General features: G+C 70.9%; 16 protein-coding genes. 12 read left to right on the top strand and 4 right to left on the bottom strand.

The window, feature by feature from the left end; all coding sequences use genetic code 11:
* The first annotated feature begins 131 nt into the window (after window positions 1-131).
* Window positions 132-797, top strand: a complete 666-nt coding sequence (locus tag MQV74_RS28240; protein WP_242723708.1) for a TetR/AcrR family transcriptional regulator — start codon at window positions 132-134, stop codon at window positions 795-797.
* Between the two features lie 108 nt (window positions 798-905).
* Here MQV74_RS28240 and MQV74_RS28235 read toward each other — a convergent pair whose 3' ends face one another.
* A complete protein-coding gene (locus tag MQV74_RS28235; RefSeq protein WP_242723696.1) occupies window positions 906-1,349 on the bottom strand; it encodes an ATP-binding protein in 444 nt (147 codons plus the stop codon).
* Window positions 1,350-1,526: 177 nt separating this feature from the next.
* On the opposite strand from MQV74_RS28235, the gene MQV74_RS28230 reads away from it, so the two are divergent.
* Both MQV74_RS28230 and MQV74_RS28225 read left to right on the top strand, forming a co-directional pair.
* Complete coding sequence (locus MQV74_RS28230) at window positions 1,527-2,408, top strand: helix-turn-helix domain-containing protein (RefSeq protein WP_242723694.1); 882 nt, start codon at window positions 1,527-1,529, stop codon at window positions 2,406-2,408.
* Window positions 2,409-2,412: 4 nt separating this feature from the next.
* On the top strand, window positions 2,413-2,607 hold the full coding sequence (locus tag MQV74_RS28225) for a DUF397 domain-containing protein (RefSeq protein ID WP_242723669.1): 195 nt from the start codon (window positions 2,413-2,415) through the stop codon (window positions 2,605-2,607).
* On the opposite strand, the gene MQV74_RS28220 is transcribed toward MQV74_RS28225, so the two are convergent.
* Together MQV74_RS28220 and MQV74_RS28215 are read right to left on the bottom strand one after the other, a co-directional pair.
* Window positions 2,578-2,802 carry a hypothetical protein gene (locus MQV74_RS28220; RefSeq protein ID WP_242723653.1) on the bottom strand — a complete coding sequence of 75 codons (225 nt, stop codon included), beginning with the start codon at window positions 2,800-2,802 and terminating at the stop codon, window positions 2,578-2,580. The genes MQV74_RS28225 and MQV74_RS28220 overlap by 30 nt on opposite strands.
* 95 nt (window positions 2,803-2,897) lie before the next feature.
* The gene (locus MQV74_RS28215; RefSeq protein ID WP_374120707.1) at window positions 2,898-4,337 is read right to left on the bottom strand and encodes a cation:dicarboxylate symporter family transporter; all 1,440 of its coding nucleotides are present in this window, start codon (window positions 4,335-4,337) and stop codon (window positions 2,898-2,900) included.
* 206 nt (window positions 4,338-4,543) lie between these two features.
* Here MQV74_RS28215 and MQV74_RS28210 point away from each other — a divergent pair, with 206 nt between their 5' ends.
* The 6 genes from MQV74_RS28210 (at window position 4,544) to MQV74_RS28185 (ending at window position 11,011) form a co-directional block, all read left to right on the top strand.
* Window positions 4,544-6,247, top strand: coding sequence for a sensor histidine kinase (locus MQV74_RS28210; RefSeq protein WP_242723650.1), 1,704 nt, complete (start codon window positions 4,544-4,546; stop codon window positions 6,245-6,247).
* Window positions 6,244-6,939, top strand: coding sequence for a response regulator (locus MQV74_RS28205; RefSeq protein ID WP_242723633.1), 696 nt, complete (start codon window positions 6,244-6,246; stop codon window positions 6,937-6,939). The genes MQV74_RS28210 and MQV74_RS28205 overlap by 4 nt, the downstream gene beginning before the upstream one ends.
* 133 nt (window positions 6,940-7,072) lie before the next feature.
* Window positions 7,073-8,437, top strand: a complete 1,365-nt coding sequence (locus MQV74_RS28200) for an extracellular solute-binding protein (protein ID WP_242723631.1) — start codon at window positions 7,073-7,075, stop codon at window positions 8,435-8,437.
* A 98-nt stretch (window positions 8,438-8,535) separates the two neighbouring features.
* Window positions 8,536-9,342, top strand: a complete 807-nt coding sequence (locus tag MQV74_RS28195; RefSeq protein WP_242729205.1) for a carbohydrate ABC transporter permease — start codon at window positions 8,536-8,538, stop codon at window positions 9,340-9,342.
* Complete coding sequence (locus MQV74_RS28190; protein ID WP_242723550.1) at window positions 9,342-10,172, top strand: carbohydrate ABC transporter permease; 831 nt, start codon at window positions 9,342-9,344, stop codon at window positions 10,170-10,172. The genes MQV74_RS28195 and MQV74_RS28190 overlap by 1 nt, the downstream gene beginning before the upstream one ends.
* 212 nt (window positions 10,173-10,384) lie before the next feature.
* Complete coding sequence (locus MQV74_RS28185; protein ID WP_374120799.1) at window positions 10,385-11,011, top strand: helix-turn-helix domain-containing protein; 627 nt, start codon at window positions 10,385-10,387, stop codon at window positions 11,009-11,011.
* A 95-nt stretch (window positions 11,012-11,106) separates the two neighbouring features.
* On the opposite strand, the gene MQV74_RS28180 is transcribed toward MQV74_RS28185, so the two are convergent.
* The gene (locus tag MQV74_RS28180) at window positions 11,107-12,132 is read right to left on the bottom strand and encodes an ATP-dependent 6-phosphofructokinase (RefSeq protein ID WP_138961886.1); all 1,026 of its coding nucleotides are present in this window, start codon (window positions 12,130-12,132) and stop codon (window positions 11,107-11,109) included.
* Window positions 12,133-12,331: 199 nt separating this feature from the next.
* On the opposite strand from MQV74_RS28180, the gene pta reads away from it, so the two are divergent.
* The 3 genes from pta to pyk all read left to right on the top strand — a co-directional run bounded on the left by pta (window position 12,332) and on the right by pyk (window position 17,144).
* Window positions 12,332-14,431, top strand: coding sequence for a phosphate acetyltransferase (gene pta / locus MQV74_RS28175; RefSeq protein WP_242723510.1), 2,100 nt, complete (start codon window positions 12,332-12,334; stop codon window positions 14,429-14,431).
* The gene (locus MQV74_RS28170; RefSeq protein WP_242723507.1) at window positions 14,428-15,639 is read left to right on the top strand and encodes an acetate kinase; all 1,212 of its coding nucleotides are present in this window, start codon (window positions 14,428-14,430) and stop codon (window positions 15,637-15,639) included. Before pta ends, MQV74_RS28170 begins: the two co-directional genes overlap by 4 nt.
* A 74-nt stretch (window positions 15,640-15,713) precedes the next feature.
* Complete coding sequence (gene pyk, locus MQV74_RS28165; protein WP_172382285.1) at window positions 15,714-17,144, top strand: pyruvate kinase; 1,431 nt, start codon at window positions 15,714-15,716, stop codon at window positions 17,142-17,144.
* Window positions 17,145-17,170 lie beyond the last annotated feature (26 nt).

The following is a 17,170-nucleotide window of genomic DNA, read 5'->3' as shown; positions in this document are numbered from 1 at the left end:
GTCGTACGGGTACGCGGAACACAGGAGCTTGCACACCACTGTGCATTTGCACTCCACTGTGCAATGTAGTGGACGGGCAGCCTTCTTGCACAGCGGTGTGCAAGTACGTGGATCGGCGGCACAATGGCGCCATGAGCCGTACGAAGCCGACGCCGCCGCGCGGCGGGTCCGCCGGGGCCGCGAGCGCCGCCGCGGCCCGCGCCGACGCCAACCGCCGCCGCATCCTCGACGTCGCCCACGCCGAGCTGACCCGCGACCCCGACGCGTCCATGGACCAGATCGCCCGGGGCGCCGGGGTGGTGCGCCGCACGGTCTACGGCCACTTCCCGAGCCGCGACGCGCTGGTCACCGCCCTCCTCGACGAGGCCGTCGAAGCGGTGATGGCCGCGCACTCCGCCGCCTACGCGAACGCCGACGACCCGGCCCGCGCCGTCGCCGCCGCGATGCTCGGCGTCTGGCGCGTCACCGACCGCTACCGCCTGCTGCTCTCGCTGGCCCAGCGCGCGGTGACCATGGACGGCATCCGCGAACGCCTGGCCCCCATGAACGCGGCGGGCGCCGCGATGTTCCAACGCGCCCTGGACGAGGGCCGGTTCACCACCACGGTGCCGCCGCGCGCCCTGGTCTACGTCCTGGAGAGCATCGTCTTCGGCCTGATGGAGGCGGTGAACGACGGCGCGATCGACTCGGCCGAGGCGGGCCGCGCCGCCCCGATCACGTTCCTGACAGCGGCGGGCCTACCCCTCAAGGAGGCCACGGCCCTGGTGAACGAGCTGGCCTCGGCACAGGCCGACTGACTCCTGCCGCCGGGGCCAGAAGACGGCCACCGCGTGTCGAACGCTTCCGCAAGGACTCGGCGGCCTTGGGCAGACCGAAGGTGACAACTTCCCGCTGGAACGAACGTTCTATCTGGTGGGCGGCAGCAGCGCGCGGACTGTCTTGCCCTGCCCCGGGCGCGGGAACCAGCCCACCTTCTGGGCAAGTTGGCGTACGACGAGCAGGCCACGGCCGCCCTCTCCCTGCGGCGCCGCAGGGGCTCCGCCGTCGAAGCCGGGGAAGTCCGTCACCGGGTCCGACACGTCGACGAGCAGGCCGCCGTTCGCCGTGACGGCGAGCCGCAGCCACAGGTGGTGACCCGTGACGCGCCCGTGCCGGGCGGCGTTGGCGACCAGTTCGGAGACGACGAGTACGGCGTCGTCGGCGTCGCCCCGCCATTGCCATGCGGCAAGCCGCCGCCGCGCACCCTTTCGGGCGAGGGCTGCGGCCGCCGGGGTCATGGGGTAGCTAGTGGACCAGGCGTGCGTCAGCTGGGCCGACGGTGGGGGTGGAAGTTCCGTGGGGTTTGTCATGGAGCTACGGTCCCGAGCTTGCGCGTTCGACTTCAATCGAAAGCCGCCTGATTAATCAGCGGGCCGCGAATTGGACTATGCCTGGTTCCGCACAAACGGATGCGCGCCACGTATACGTCCTGCCACACTCTGCACGCGAAGCCACATGACACGTACGGCAGCACACAGGTGGTGCACATGGCAGCGAAGCGCGGGCGCACCGTTCAGCGGCTGGAACTCGGGCTACAGCTGAGGCAATTGCGCGAGAACTGTGGACTAGGAGACCGAGGAGGCGGCTTCACTCGCAGACAGGCGGCTCAGGGACTGCGCATCTCCGAGGCATCCCTGCAACGCATCGAGAACGGTGATCTGAACTTCCGCAATGTGGGCGACCTGCGCAAGCTCCTCGACAAGTACGGCGTCACCGATGAGGACGTCATCGAGGCACTGATCAGTCTCAACCGTGAGTCGTCCCGGCAGGATTGGCTGACCCAGTACCGCGGGCTCATGCCCGCGGGAATGCCCGGCTTCGTCGGCCTGGAACCCGAGGCCCGCAGCATGAAGGCGTACCACCCCACGCTCGTCTACGGGCTCTTGCAAACGGAAGGCTATGCACGGGCCATTCACGAGGTAGAGAAGCCCATTGAGGAGACCACCTCCGAACTCATCCGGAGCAGTGTGGCGTTGCGGATGAAGCGCCAGGAGATCCTGACCCGCGAGAACCCCGTCCGGCTCCACGTGGTCCTCGGCGAGGCCGCCCTGCGCTACCCCGTCGGAGGCGCCGACGTCATGCGCGAGCAGTACGCGAAAATCGCTGAGCTGGCGGCTTGGAGCCATGTCACGATTCAAGTGCTGCCGTTCCGAACGGGCTATCGATCCGCGAGCGACTTCGCACTCCTTCAACTCGGCGAACAGCTGCCCCCGCGAGTACAGATCGACAACGCCTGGGGAGCCGTCTCCACCTCGGACAAGCCACGCGAGGTGGACCGCTTCACCCGTCGGTTCGACGCCATGGTCGCCTCGGCCTTGCCGCCGGAGGACACCGCCGAATTCGTGCACCGACTAGACAGAGAGCTGTAGGCCGATGACCACGCATCGCAGGAGCACCTGGTTCAAGTCGTCGTACAGCGGCGGCACCGGCAACAACTGCATAGAGGTCGCCGACCTCACCGGCCAGGTCGGCATACGCGACTCCAAGAACCCCCAAGGCCCCGCCCTGCTGCTCGGGCGTCCCGCCTGGAAGGCATTCCTAGCGGGGCTCGCCCCCGGCGTGGGGTGAGCGCGGGCGGTGCAGCCGGGCCGGGAGGTCGTCCCACTGCGGGCCCAGGCGGTAGTGGGCGGTGTGCACGCAGTCGGGGCACACGTACTGCGTGCACCAGCCGCCGCCTCGGCAGCGGACCTCGCCCACGGGTATCGGGGCGGTGGTCCAGTGGCCGCAGACGCCGAGCACTCGGTCCGGGAGAGCGGTACGCATGAGGGTGGTCAGCTCCTCTGAAGTCGTATCGCCAGCCCCCGGACCGCCGGGGTCCGGGGGCTGGCGCGCATCACCTGGGGGGACTGCCGCGGGGGCTAGGCCTGCACCGGCGCCTTCTCCAGCGGCACCTGCTCGGGCACGGCCTCCGCCGCCGGAGGCGCCCCGTGTTCGTCGTCGACCAGCGTGCGCTCGTCGAAGGGCAGCTTGCCGTCGAGGACGAGGGCGACCCGCTCCCGGTCGACCTCCTTGGTCCACGTACCGATGAGGAGCGTGGCCACCGCGTTGCCCGCGAAGTTGGTCAGCGCTCGGGCCTCGCTCATGAAGCGGTCGACGCCGATGATGAGGCCGACGCCGTCGACGAGGCCGGGCTTGTGGGACTGGAGGCCGCTGGCGAGGACGGCGATGCCGGAGCCGGAGACGCCCGCGGCGCCCTTGGACGCGATCATCATGAACAGCAGAAGCGAGATCTGCTCCCCGACGCCCAGCGGCTGGTCCATCGCGTCGGCGATGAAGAGCGAGGCCATGGTCAGATAGATCATCGTGCCGTCGAGGTTGAAGGAGTAGCCGGTCGGCACGGTGATGCCGACGACGGGGCGGCTCACGCCCAGGTGCTCCATCTTCGCGATGAGCCGCGGCAGCGCGGACTCCGAGGACGACGTGGAGAGGATGAGCAGGAACTCCCGGCCCAGATACCTCAGCAGCTTGAAGAGGTTGACCCCGGTGACCAGGCGCAGCAGCGTGCCGAGCACGAGCACGATGAAGAGCGCGCAGGTGACGTAGAAGCCGATCATGATGGTGGCCAGCGCCTTGAGCGCGTCCGTGCCGGTCTCGCCGATGACGGCGGCCATCGCGCCGAACGCGCCGATGGGCGCGGCCCACATGATCATGCCGAGGATGCGGAAGACCAGCTTCTGGATGTGCCCCACGCCGCGGAGGATCGGCTCGCCCGTGCGGCCCATGGCCTGGAGGGCGAAGCCGACGAGGAGCGCGACGAGCAGCGTCTGGAGGACCTCGCCCTGGGTGAAGGCGGAGACCATCGTCTTCGGGATGATGCCGAGCGCGAAGTCGACGAGGCCCTTGTCCGCCTCGTCGGCCGCGTCGTGGCCCGCGGCCTTGTCCGACGAGGTCAGGTCCATGCCGGAGCCGGGGTGCAGGATGTTGCCGACGAGCAGGCCGATGGCCAGGGCGACCACGGACATGGCCACGAAGTAGGCGAGCGCGAGCCCGCCGACCTTGCCGACCTTCGCGGCCTGGCGGACCGAGCCCACTCCGAGCACGATCGTGCAGAAGATGATCGGCGAGATCATCATCTTGATCAGGTTCACGAAGCCGGTGCCCAGGGGCTTGAGCTCCTTGGCGAAGTCCGGCGCGGCGAAACCGACCGCGATGCCGATGAGCACGGCCGCGATGACGGCGATGTAGAGGTAGTGGGTGCGGTCCCGCTTCGCGCGGGGCGCGGGCGGGGTGCCCGTCCCCGCCGCGGGTGGTGCCGCTCCGGTCCCGGCGGCGCCCGCCGCCGTCCTGTCCTCTGCCACGGTTGCCTCCTTGGGCGACTACGACCACTGTGTCCTCGCGAGTCGTGCGGCTCACGTCCTGGCGATTCCGGGTGACTATCTCCCGGAGTGTGAGGGCGGTCACCCTTGCGTTCATTGAGTTCGCGCCGCCGTTCCTTATGTCCTCATGAACGTTCCTCGTGGACATTCCTTTAGGTCAGGCGCGTGCGGCGAGGCAGACTTGCACCATGCCCCAGGCCTCCCGACCGCCCCGCCGACCGCGGGCTCCGCGCGCCCCGCGCAGCCTCGCCGGTCAGCTCTTCGCCATGCAGGTGGTCCTGGTGGCGGTGGTGGTCGCGGGCTGCGCCCTGTTCACGTACCTCAGTGACCGGCACCAGGCGGAGGAGGCGGCCCGGCGCCAGGCCACGGCGGCGGCGCGCGCGGTCGCGGACGCGCCGTCCGTGCGCGAGGCGATCCGCGGGGAGGACCCGTCCCGCGCGCTCCAGCCGTACGCGTCGAAGGTCCAGCGGGACACGGGTGTCGCCTTCGTGACGATCATGGACCGGCGCGGCATCCGCTGGACCCACCCCGACCCGGCCCGCATCGGGCAGCGCTTCCTCGGCCACACGGCGGAGGCGCTGCGCGGGCAGACCTTCACCGAGACGTACACCGGCACCCTCGGGGCCTCCGTGCGCGTGGTCACGCCCATCCACGACGGCGGCCGGATCGTCGGCCTGGTCAGCGCGGGCATCACCATCGACGAGATCACCGCGAAGGCGCGCGGCCAGCTCGTGGCGCTGGTCGGCGTCGCGGCCGCGGCCCTGGTGCTCGGCGCCGTCGGTACGTACGTCATCAACGCGCGCCTTCGCCGCAGCACCCACGGGATGAACGCGGCCGAGCTGAGCCGCATGCACGACTACCACGAGGCCGCCCTGCACGCCGTGCGCGAGGGCCTGCTCATGCTCGACGGGCGGCGGCGCGTGGCGCTCATCAACGACGCCGCGCGCGAGCTGCTCGGCGCGGACGAGGGCGTCGTCGGCGCCTACGTCACCGACCTGGGCCTGCCCGCGCCGCTCACCGGTGCGCTGCTCGACGCGGCGCCGCGCGTGGACGAGGTGCATCTGACGGCGGACCGCGTCCTCGTCGTGAACACCTCGCCGGTCTCCGGCGGCGACCGCAAGGGCACCGTGGTCACCCTCCGCGACCACACCGAGCTCCAGGCCCTCACCGGCGAGCTGACCTCCGAGCGCGGCTTCACCCGCGCGCTGCGCTCCCAGGCCCACGAGGCCGCGAACCGGCTGCACACCGTGGTGTCCCTGATCGAACTGGGCCGCGCCGACGAGGCGGTGGAGTTCGCCACGGCCGAGCTGGAGCTGGCCCAGGCCCTCACCGACCAGGTCGTCGCGGCCGTCAACGAGCCGGTGCTCGCGGCGCTGCTCCTCGGCAAGGCCGCCCAGGCCAACGAGCGCGGCGTCGAGCTGGTCATCTCGGACGACACCAGCGTCGACGACGGCGAGCTGCCGCGCACGCCCGCCGCGCGCGACCTCGTCACCATCCTCGGCAACCTCATCGACAACGCCGTCGACGCGGCGCAGGGCTCCCCGTCCGCCCGCGTCACGGTGACCGTCCTCGCCCGGCCCGACACCCTGCTGCTCCGCGTCGCGGACACCGGCCCCGGCATCCCCGAGGCCCACCGCGAGGCCGTCTTCACCCGGGGCTGGTCCACCAAGTCGCCCGACGGCCGGGGCCTCGGCCTCTCCCTGGCCCACCAGGCGGCCACGCGCAACGGCGGGACGCTCACGGTGGCGGAATCCCCCGCGGGCGGCGCGGAGTTCACGGCGACGCTGCCGCTCACCTCGCCACCGGGCCGCACGGCCGCGCGCCCTGAAGCCGGGCCGCTTCCCGAAGCCGGGCCGCACTCCGACGCCGCCTCGGAAGGGGCCCAGAGATGACCGAGCCCGCGCCCGCCCCCATCCGCGTCCTCGTCGTCGAGGACGACCCCGTCGCCGCCGACGCCCACGTCCTGTACGTCAACCGGGTGCCGGGCTTCGAGGCCACCGCGACCGCCCACACCGCCGCCGAGGCGCGCCGCGCGCTCGACCGGGGGCCCGTCGACCTGATCCTCCTCGACCTGAACCTGCCCGACGGCCACGGCCTGGCCCTGGCCCGCAGCCTGCGCGCCGCCGGGCACAAGGCGGACGTCATCGCCGTCACCTCCGCCCGCGACCTGACCGTCGTCCGCGAAGGCGTCTCCCTCGGCGTCATCCAGTACGTCCTGAAGCCCTTCACCTTCGCCACCCTGCGCGACCGGCTCACCCGCTACGCCGAGTTCCGCAGCGCGGCGGGCGAGGCCACCGGGCAGGACGAGGTCGACCGCGCCCTCGCGACGCTGCGCGCCCCGGCGCCCGCCACCCTGCCCAAGGGCCTCAGCGGGCCCACTCTGGAGCGCGTCACCCGCACCCTGCGCGACGCCCCGCCCGAGGGCCTGACCGCCGCGGCCGCCGCCGACCTCACGGGCCTCTCCCGCATCACGGCCCGCCGCTACCTGGAGCACCTGGTCGACACGGGCCGCGCGGCCCGCAACCCCCAGTACGGCCAGGTGGGCCGCCCGGAACTGGTCTACCGCTGGCTGCAGCCGTCCTGAGGGGCCCGGGCGCCGCACACGGGCCCGCCACGCCGCTGCACGGGCATTGACCTTGCTTCCAGCAAGCGCTTACGTTCACCGGGCGGCGGCCGTGCGCGGCAGGCAGTGCGGCCGCGCCGGACCGTAGGAGGTCGTGCCCGTGCGCCCCACCGCTTCCGCTCCTCTCCTCCTCGCGACCGTCCTGGCCGCCGGTGCCCTCACCGCGTGCGGCGGCGGCTCCGGTGACGACCCGGACACCGTGAAGGTGTCGTACAAGCAGTCCATGGACAACCAGATCCGGGTGATGGACGACTACCTGGAGGCCATGAAGAAGCAGTTCGAGAAGGCGCATCCGGGCAAGAAGGTGAAGCTGGTGCCGATCAAGGCGCCGGACGCCGAGTACTACACGAAGGTGCAGCAGATGCTGCGCTCCCCGAAGACCGCGCCCGACCTCGTCTACGAGGACACCTTCCTCATCAACTCCGACATCACCAGCGGGTACTTGAGACCCCTCGACCCGTATCTGGAGAAGTGGAAGGAGTGGCCGAAGTTCATCGACACGGCCAAGGCCGCGGCGCGGGCGGAGGACGGCAAGACGTACGGCGTGCCGGACGGGACGGACACGCGCGGGCTGTGGTTCAGCAGGGACATCTTCAAGAAGGCGGGCCTGCCGCAGGACTGGCGGCCGAAGAACTGGGACGAGGTCCTGGACGCCGCCCGCACCGTCAAGGAGAAGGTGCCCGGCGTCGTCCCGCTGAACGTGTACACCGGCAAGCCCGGCGGCGAGACCTCCTCCATGCAGGGGCTGGAAATGCTCCTGTACGGGACGGGCAAGGACCCGGTGTACGACCCGAAGGCGAAGAAGTGGGTCGTGGGCAGCAAGGGCTTCAAGGACGCCCTCACGTTCGTCGAGACCGTGTACAAGGAGAAGCTCGGCCCGGACGTCGAGGACGCGCTCGACCCGAACATGGCCACGCGCGTGCGCGGCGAGTTCCTGCCCAAGGGCAAGCTCGCCATCAACCTCGACGGCTCCTGGCTGCCGCAGGACTGGCTGAAGGGCTCCGGGCACGAATGGCCCGAGTGGTCGAAGGAGTTGGGCCTCGCGGCCATGCCCACGCAAGGAGGGCAGGCGCCCGGCAAGGTCAGCATGTCCGGCGGCTGGACCTGGGCCGTCCCGGCGAAGGCGGACAACCCCGACCTGGCGTTCCAGTTCATCGAGACGATGCAGACGAAGGAGAACGCGAAGCGGTGGTACATCGCCAACTCCGGGATCTCCGTACGCGAGGACGTCGCGCAGGACCCCGAGTACGTGAAGGCGCAGCCCGGCATCCGCTTCTTCACCGACCTGGTCGCCGCCACCCACTACCGGCCCGCCTACCCCGCGTACCCGAAGGTCTCCACGGCGATGCAGGAGGCCATGGAGAAGGTCACCACCGGTGACGACTCCGTGGAGGACGCAGCGAGCGGCTACGACGACGAGGTCAGGTCGGCCACGGACGGCAAGGTGATCGAGAGGTGAAGGCCCTGGCGACGGCCGCGCGCGAGGCCCCGCCGCACCGCCGGCGCCTCGCCCGCTCCCTGGGCCGCGCCCTGCCGGTCTCGCCCGCAGTCGTCCTGATGGCGCTGTTCCTCGCGGGCCCCATCGGCTACTGCGCGTACATCGCCTTCACCGACCTCCAGCTGACCGGCCAGGCGCACGAGAGCTTCGTCGGCTTCGAGAACTTCCGCACCGCCTTCGGCGACGAGGACTTCCTCAACGCGGTGTGGCTGACGCTCGTCTTCACGTTCCTGTCCTCGGTCCTCGGCCAGAACACCCTCGGCCTGGCGCTCGCCGTCCTGATGCGGCGGGCCTCCAAGCCGGTGCGCACCGTCACGGGGGCCGTCGTCGTCACGGCGTGGGTGCTGCCCGAGGTCGTCGCGGGCTTCCTCCTGTACGCCTTCTTCCGCCGCGACGGCACCCTCAACGCGGTCCTCGACGTCCTTCATCTGCCGTCCCAGAACTGGCTGTTCACCCTGCCGATCCTGGCGGTGTCGTTCGCCAACATGTGGCGCGGCACGGCCTTCTCGATGCTGGTCTACTCGGCGGCGCTGAGCGAGATCCCACGCGAGGTCACCGAGGCCGCGGAGGTCGACGGCGCGGGCGGCTGGCGCCGGATGTGGCACATCACGCTGCCGATGATCCGCCGCTCCATCGGCACGAACCTGATGCTCAACACCCTCCAGACGCTGTCCGTCTTCGGGCTGATCTGGGTGATGACGCGCGGCGGCCCCGGCAACCGCAGCCAGACGCTGCCGCTGTTCATGTACGAGCAGGCCTTCCAGAAGAGCATGATCGGGTACGGCACGGCGGTGGCCCTGCTGCTGCTCCTCGTGGGGTCCCTGTTCTCCCTGGTCTACATGCGCCTGCTGCGCACGGAGGTCTGATGTCCGCACGCCGCGCCCGCAGCCGCCGCCTCGCCGCCGACATCGGTCTGCTGACGGTGGCGGCGGCCTTCGCCGTGCCGCTCGCCTGGGTGCTGCTCTCCGCCGTCGACCCCAAGGCCGACGTGGGCGTGAAGAGCCCGGACGGCTTCACGCTCGACAACTTCGACGCCGTCCTCACCGACGAGATCACCTTCACGCCGATGCTGAACAGCCTGCTGCTGTGCGGCGGCGGCACGCTCCTGACGGTGGTGAGCGCCGCCCTCGCGGCCTACCCCCTGTCGCGCTACTCCTCCCGCCTCAACCGGCCGTTCATGCTGACCATCCTGTTCGCGACGAGCCTGCCCATCACCGCAATCATGGTCCCGGTGTACGCGCTGTTCGTCCGCGTCGACCTCATCGACACCCTCCAGGGCACGATCTTCTTCTTCGCCGCGTCCCAACTGCCGTTCGCCATCTGGCTGATGAAGAACTTCATGGACGGCGTGCCCAAGGAGCTGGAGGAGGCCGCCTGGACGGACGGCGCCTCGCCGCTGCAGTCCCTGATCCGCATCGTGCTGCCCCTGATGGGGCCGGGCGTCGCCGTCGTGACCGTCTTCTCCTTCGTCCTGATGTGGGGCAACTTCTTCGTCCCGTTCATGCTGCTGCTCTCCCCCGACCAGATGCCCGCGGCGGTCAGCATCAACGACTTCTTCGGCAGCAAGGGCGCCATCGTCTACGGCCAGCTCGCGGCGTTCTCGCTCATCTACTCGACGCCGGTGATCCTGCTGTACGTCCTGATCGCCCGGCGCCTGGGAGGAGGCTTCGCCCTGGGCGGCGCGGTGAAGGGCTGAGCCCCGCACCCCGCACCCCGCACCCCGCACCCGGCGCGCGGGAGCCCGCGGAGGGCGCCCCGTCGGATGTGGCTTCGTCCGAGCCACAGCCTCGTAGGAACGCACCGTAGTCGCCCGACTCCGGTGCCCCTACCGTGTGCCCCGTGCAAGCAAGGCAGCCCCCACCGCTCTTCGACTTCCCCGCCGCGCGCCGGCTGCGCGAGGCGCTGGGCATGGCGCCCGGGCACGTCGCCCACGACATGCGGGCCAGCTACGGCCTCACCCATGTCACCGCCGACACCGTCAGCGCGTGGGAGCGGGGCCTCGCCACGCCGAACGCGGCCGAACTCGCCGCGCTCGCGGCCACCTTGTGGTGCTCGCCCGGCGAACTGATGGGCGCCGCGCGGACGCTGCGGGAGCACCGCCTGGCGCGCGCCCTCGCCCCGGAGGACGTGGCGCGCGGCGCGGGTGTGGAGCTCCAGGCCTATCTGCGGATGGAGGAGACCGACCAGTGGCGCGGCAGCGACCGGCAGTCCGCCGCCCTCGCGCGCACGCTCCGGCTCTCGCTGCCGGACTTCATCGCGGTCACCGGCCGCTCCGAGCAGCTCGCGGAGCTGCTGCGCAGCGCGGTGACGACCCGCTGGCAGGGGTACGTACGCCCGGTCAGCAAGCTCCTCGCCCTCGACAAGCGCACCGTGGAGGGACCGCTGCGGCGGCTGCACGAGGAGTACCAGTCGCGGATGGTCCGCACGCTGAGCTGGGGCGGCGGCTCGGGCGCGGACGCCTCGGGGCACGCGGGCCGCGACTTCCTGGACCGGGTCCTCGACCACTTCTGGCCCCTGGTCCCGGGCCCGTCCTGAGACGGCCCCGGGACGGGAGCCGAGGGCGGCGGCGCAATCTGTTTCCGCTCTGGATAGAACGTTCTAGAAAGTCGGACAACAGATACCAGGAAGCCCTAGAAGACGGACTCGGCCTCGTCCATCCGGTCCTTCGGGACCGTCTTGAGCTCCGTCACGGCCTCGGCGAGCGGCACCATCTCGATGTCCGTGCCGCGCAGCGCGGTCATGCGGCCGTAGTCACCGCGGTGCACGGCCTCCACGGCGTGCCAGCCGAAGCGGGTGGCGAGGACGCGGTCGTACGCGGTGGGCGTGCCGCCGCGCTGGACGTGGCCGAGGATGACCGGCTTGGCCTCCTTGCCGAGCCGCTTCTCCAGTTCGTAGGCGAGGGCCGTGCCGATGCCCTGGAAGCGCTCGTGGCCGAACTGGTCGATGGCGCCCTTGCCGTAGTCCATGGTGCCGTCGGCGGGGTGCGCGCCCTCGGCGACGCAGATCACCGCGAACTTCTTGCCGCGCGCGAACCGCTCCTCGACCATCTTGACCAGGTCGGCCGGGTCGAAGGGCCGCTCGGGCAGGCAGATGCCGTGGGCGCCGCCCGCCATGCCGGACTCCAGCGCGATCCAGCCCGCGTGCCGCCCCATGACCTCGACGACCATCACGCGCTGGTGGGACTCGGCGGTGGTCTTCAGCCGGTCCATGGCCTCGGTGGCCACGCCGACGGCCGTGTCGAAGCCGAAGGTGCGGTCCGTGGAGGAGATGTCGTTGTCGATGGTCTTGGGCACGCCGACGACCGGCACCCCGGCCTCGTGGAGCATCTTCGCCGCGGTCAGCGTGCCCTCGCCGCCGATCGGGATGAGCGCGTCGAAGCCGCTCTTCTCGATCAGGTCCTTGGCGTTGTCGCAGGCGGCGCGGAAGCGGGCGCGCTCCAGACGGGAGGAGCCGAGGATCGTTCCACCGCGGGAGAGGATGCCGCTCACCGCGTTCAGGTCCAGGGTCCGGTAGCGCCCGTCGAGCAGACCCGCGTAGCCGTCCTCGAAGCCGATGACCTCGTCGCCGTAGTTGGTGACCGCTCGGTGCACGACCGACCGGATCACTGCGTTGAGGCCCGGGCAGTCGCCGCCCGCGGTGAGAATTCCGATACGCATCGCGCTGTGTCTCCTGCTCGCTGTTGCTTCGTGTGAGCCGGTCCGATTGTTCCACGGCGCTCGGCCAGCCTGCGACTTAGCCAGACGCAGAGGTATTGTCAAGAGGGCACGACCAACAATATCGGGTGTTTTTCCGGCGCTGCCGGAGCTGCCCTCCCCCTCCTCACCAGGGAAGACCGAGAAGAAACGGAGAGCACGCGTGACGCGCAGCGTGTACGTGACCGGGATCGACCGGGGCGACGGCCGTCAGGTCGTCGAGCTGGGAGTCATGGAACTCCTGACCCGCCAGGTGGACCGCGTGGGCGTCTTCCGCCCGCTCGTCCACGACGGACCGGACCGGCTGTTCGAGCTCCTGCGCGCCCGCTACCGGCTCTCGCAGGACCCGGCGTCCGTGTACGGCATGGACTACCACGAGGCCTCCGCGCTCCAGGCCGAGAAGGGCACCGACGAGCTGGTCTCCCAGCTCGTCGACCGCTTCCACGAGGTCGCGCGCGCGTACGACGTGGTCCTGGTCCTCGGCACCGACTTCGCCGCCACCCAGCTCCCCGACGAGCTGTCGCTCAACGCCCGGCTCGCGAACGAGTTCGGCGCCTCCGTCCTCGGCGTCGTCGGCGGCAAGAACCAGACCGCCGAGTCGGTGCGCGCCGAGACCCGCAACGCCTACCGCGCCTACGAGGCCCTGGGCTGCGACGTCCTCGCGATGGTCACCAACCGCGTGGCCCCCGCCGACCGCGCCGAGATCCAGGAGCGCCTCGCCGCGAGCCTGCCGGTGCCCTGCTACGTACTGCCCGACGAGCCCGCCCTGGCCGCGCCGACCGTCGCGCAGATCACCCACGCGCTCGGCGGCCGGGTCCTCCTCGGCGACGACTCGGGCCTGGCCCGGGACGCCCTCGACTTCGTCTTCGGCGGCGCGATGCTGCCGACCTTCCTGAACGCCCTGACCCCGGGCTGCATGGTCGTCACCCCCGGCGACCGCGCCGACCTGGTCGTCGGCGCGCTCGCCGCGCACAGCGCGGGCACCCCGCCGATAGCGGGCGTCCTGCTCACCCTGAACGAGCAGCCGGGCCCGGAGATCCTGCGCCTGGCCGACCGGCTCGCGCCCGGCACGCCCGTGATCGCCGTCGCCGGGGGCTCCTTCCCGACGGCGGGCGAGCTGTTCGCCCTGGAGGGCAAGCTGAACGCGGCGACGCCGCGCAAGGCGGAGACCGCCCTCGGCGTCTTCGAGCGGCACATCGACACCGCCGAGCTCCTGGCCCGCCTGGCGGTGTCCGGCAGCGACCGCGTCACGCCGATGATGTTCGAGCACAAGCTCCTGGAGCGGGCCCGCGCCGACCGGCGCCGCGTCGTCCTTCCCGAGGGCACCGAGGAGCGCGTGCTGCGCGCCGCCGACGTCCTGCTGCGCCGCGGCGTCTGCGACCTGACGCTGCTCGGCCCCGCGGAGACCATCCGCAAGAAGGCCGCCGACCTCGGCGTGGACCTCGCGGACTCCCAGCTCGTGGACCCGCAGACCTCCGAGCTGCGCCAGGGCTTCGCCGAGGAGTACGCGCGCCTGCGCGCCCACAAGGGCGTGACCGTGGAGCTGGCGTACGACGTCGTGGCCGACGTGAACTACTTCGGCACGCTGATGGTGCAGGGCGGCCTCGCCGACGGCATGGTGTCCGGCTCCGTGCACTCCACGGCCGCGACCATCCGCCCCGCCTTCGAGATCATCAAGACCAAGCCGGACGCGTCGATCGTGTCGTCGGTGTTCTTCATGTGCCTGGCCGACAAGGTCCTCGTGTACGGCGACTGCGCGGTCAACCCCGACCCGAACGCCACGCAGCTCGCGGACATCGCCGTCCAGTCGGCGGGCACGGCCGCGCAGTTCGGCGTCGAGCCGCGCATCGCGATGCTGTCGTACTCCACCGGCACCTCCGGCTCGGGCGCCGACGTCGACAAGGTCCGCGAGGCCACCGAGCTGGTCCGCGGCCAGCGCCCGGACCTGAGGATCGAGGGCCCGATCCAGTACGACGCCGCCGTCGAGCCGTCGGTGGCCGCCACCAAGCTGCCCGGCTCCACCGTCGCGGGCCAGGCCAGCGTCCTGGTCTTCCCGGACCTGAACACCGGCAACAACACCTACAAGGCCGTGCAGCGCTCGGCCGGCGCGATCGCCGTCGGCCCGGTGCTCCAGGGCCTGCGCAAGCCGGTCAACGACCTGTCCCGCGGCGCGCTCGTCCAGGACATCGTGAACACCGTCGCCATCACGGCCATCCAGGCCCAGACCCCCACCCAGTCCCCCACCGAGAAGGCCCCCCAGTGAGCTCCACCCGAGTCCTCGTCCTCAATTCCGGCTCGTCGTCGGTCAAGTACCAGCTGCTCGACATGGCGGACTCGACCCGGCTCGCGATGGGCCTCGTCGAGCGCATCGGCGAGGAGACCTCGCGGCTCAAGCACACCCCGCTGACGGGTGGTGGCGCCGAGCGCGAGCGCACCGGGCCGATCGCCGACCACGAGGCCGCGCTGAAGGCCGTCGCCGAGGAGCTGGCGGCGGACGGGCTCGGCCTGGACTCGCCCGAGCTGGCCGCGATCGGCCACCGGGTCGTGCACGGCGGCCTGAAGTTCACCGAGCCCACGGTCATCGACGACGCGGTGCTCGCCGAGATCGAGCGCCTGGTGCCGGTGGCCCCGCTGCACAACCCCGCCAACATCACCGGCATCCGCACGGCCCAGGCGCTCCGTCCCGACCTGCCCCAGGTCGCGGTCTTCGACACCGCCTTCCACACGACGATGCCGGAGTCGGCCGCCCGCTACGCGATGGACGTGGCCACGGCCGACGCGCACCGCGTGCGCCGGTACGGCTTCCACGGCACCTCGCACGCGTACGTGTCGCGGGCGACCGCGGAGCTGCTCGGCAAGGCCCCCGAGGACGTCAACGTCATCGTGCTGCACCTCGGCAACGGCGCCTCCGCGTCCGCCGTGCGCGGCGGCCGGTGCGTGGACACCTCCATGGGCCTGACGCCTTTGGAGGGGCTCGTGATGGGTACGCGCTCCGGAGACATGGATCCCGCCGTGATCTTCCACCTGGCGCGGGTCGGCGGCCTTTCCATCGACGAAATCGACACGCTCCTCAACAAGAAGAGCGGCCTTATCGGCCTGTGCGGCGACAACGACATGCGGGAGATCCGCCGCCGGATCGACGAGGGCGACGAAGAGGCGCGGCTCGCCTTCGACATCTACATTCACCGGCTGAAGAAGTACATCGGCGCCTATTACGCGGTTCTCGGCACGGTGGACGCCATCGCCTTCACGGCGGGCGTCGGCGAGAACGCGGCGCCGGTGCGCGAGGCCGCCGTGGCGGGCCTGGAGGAGCTGGGCCTCGCGGTGGACGGCGACCTCAACGCGGTGCGCGGCGACGAGCCCCGGCTGATCTCCCCGGAGTACGCCCGGGTGAAGGTCGCGGTCGTGCCGACCGACGAAGAACTGGAAATCGCCACGCAGACTTATGCACTGGCAGGAAAGAACAGCTGAGCACCCCCGCGCCCATTTGTATCTTCCGCCAGACGGAATATTCCGTAGCGAAACAAACCGATAGGATCGCCCTCATGCGCCGTTCCAAAATCGTCTGCACCCTGGGTCCCGCCGTCGACTCCGAGGACCAGCTCGTCTCGCTGATCGAGGCCGGCATGAACGTGGCCCGCTTCAACTTCAGCCACGGCACGCACGCCGAGCACCAGGGGCGGTACGACCGCGTCCGGGCCGCGGCGGAGCGCACCGGCCGCGCCATCGGCGTCCTCGCCGACCTCCAGGGCCCGAAGATCCGCCTGGAGACCTTCGCCGAGGGCCCCGTCGAGCTGGTGCGCGGTGACGAGTTCACCATCACCACCGAGGACGTGCCCGGCGACAAGTCGATCTGCGGGACGACGTACAAGGGCCTGCCCGGCGACGTCACCAAGGGCGACCAGGTCCTCATCAACGACGGCAACGTCGAGCTGAAGGTCGTCGAGATCGACGGCCCGCGCGTCAAGACGATCGTCGTCGAGGGCGGCGTCATCTCGGACCACAAGGGCATCAACCTGCCCGGCGCGGCCGTGAACGTCCCCGCGCTCTCCGAGAAGGACATCGACGACCTGCGCTTCGCCCTGAAGATGGGCTGCGACATGGTCGCCCTGTCCTTCGTGCGCGACGCCGACGACGTGAAGGACGTCCACAAGGTGATGGACGAGGAGGGCCGTCGGGTCCCCGTCATCGCCAAGGTGGAGAAGCCGCAGGCCGTCGAGAACATGGCGGACGTCGTGGCGGCGTTCGACGGCGTCATGGTCGCGCGCGGCGACCTGGCCGTCGAGTACCCGCTGGAGAAGGTCCCGATGGTGCAGAAGCGCCTCGTGGAGATGTGCCGCCGCAACGCCAAGCCGGTGATCGTCGCGACCCAGATGATGGAGTCGATGATCACCAACTCCCGCCCCACGCGCGCCGAGGCGTCCGACGTCGCCAACGCGATCCTGGACGGCGCGGACGCGGTCATGCTGTCGGCCGAGTCCAGCGTGGGCGCGTACCCGATCGAGACGGTCAAGACCATGTCGAAGATCGTCACGGCGGCGGAGGAGGAGCTCCTCTCCAAGGGCCTGCAGCCGCTGGTGCCCGGCAAGAAGCCGCGGACGCAGGGCGGTTCGGTGGCCCGTGCCGCCTGCGAGATCGCGGACTTCCTCAACGGCAAGGCCCTTGTGGCCTTCACCAAGTCCGGTGACACCGCCCGTCGGCTGTCCCGCTACCGCGCGGCCCAGCCGATCCTGGCCTTCACCACGGACCAGGAGACCCGCAACCAGCTCGCGCTGAGCTGGGGCGTGGAGTCCTTCGTCGTCCCGCACGTCGACAACACCGACGCCATGGTCGAGCTCGTGGACGCCGAGCTGCTCAAGCTCAAGCGCTACAACGAGGGCGACACCATGGTCATCACCGCGGGCTCGCCCCCCGGCGTCCCCGGCACCACGAACATGGTCCGGGTGCACCACCTGGGCAACGGCTGCCGCGACTGACGTCGTCCGACCGTACGAGGAGGGCA

Origin of the sequence: Streptomyces sp. AN091965, from assembly GCF_022698285.1 — a bacterium.
GTDB lineage: Bacteria > Actinomycetota > Actinomycetes > Streptomycetales > Streptomycetaceae > Streptomyces.
Note: the sequence above shows the minus strand (reverse complement) of the source record. Positions and strands in the feature narration are given on the sequence as shown.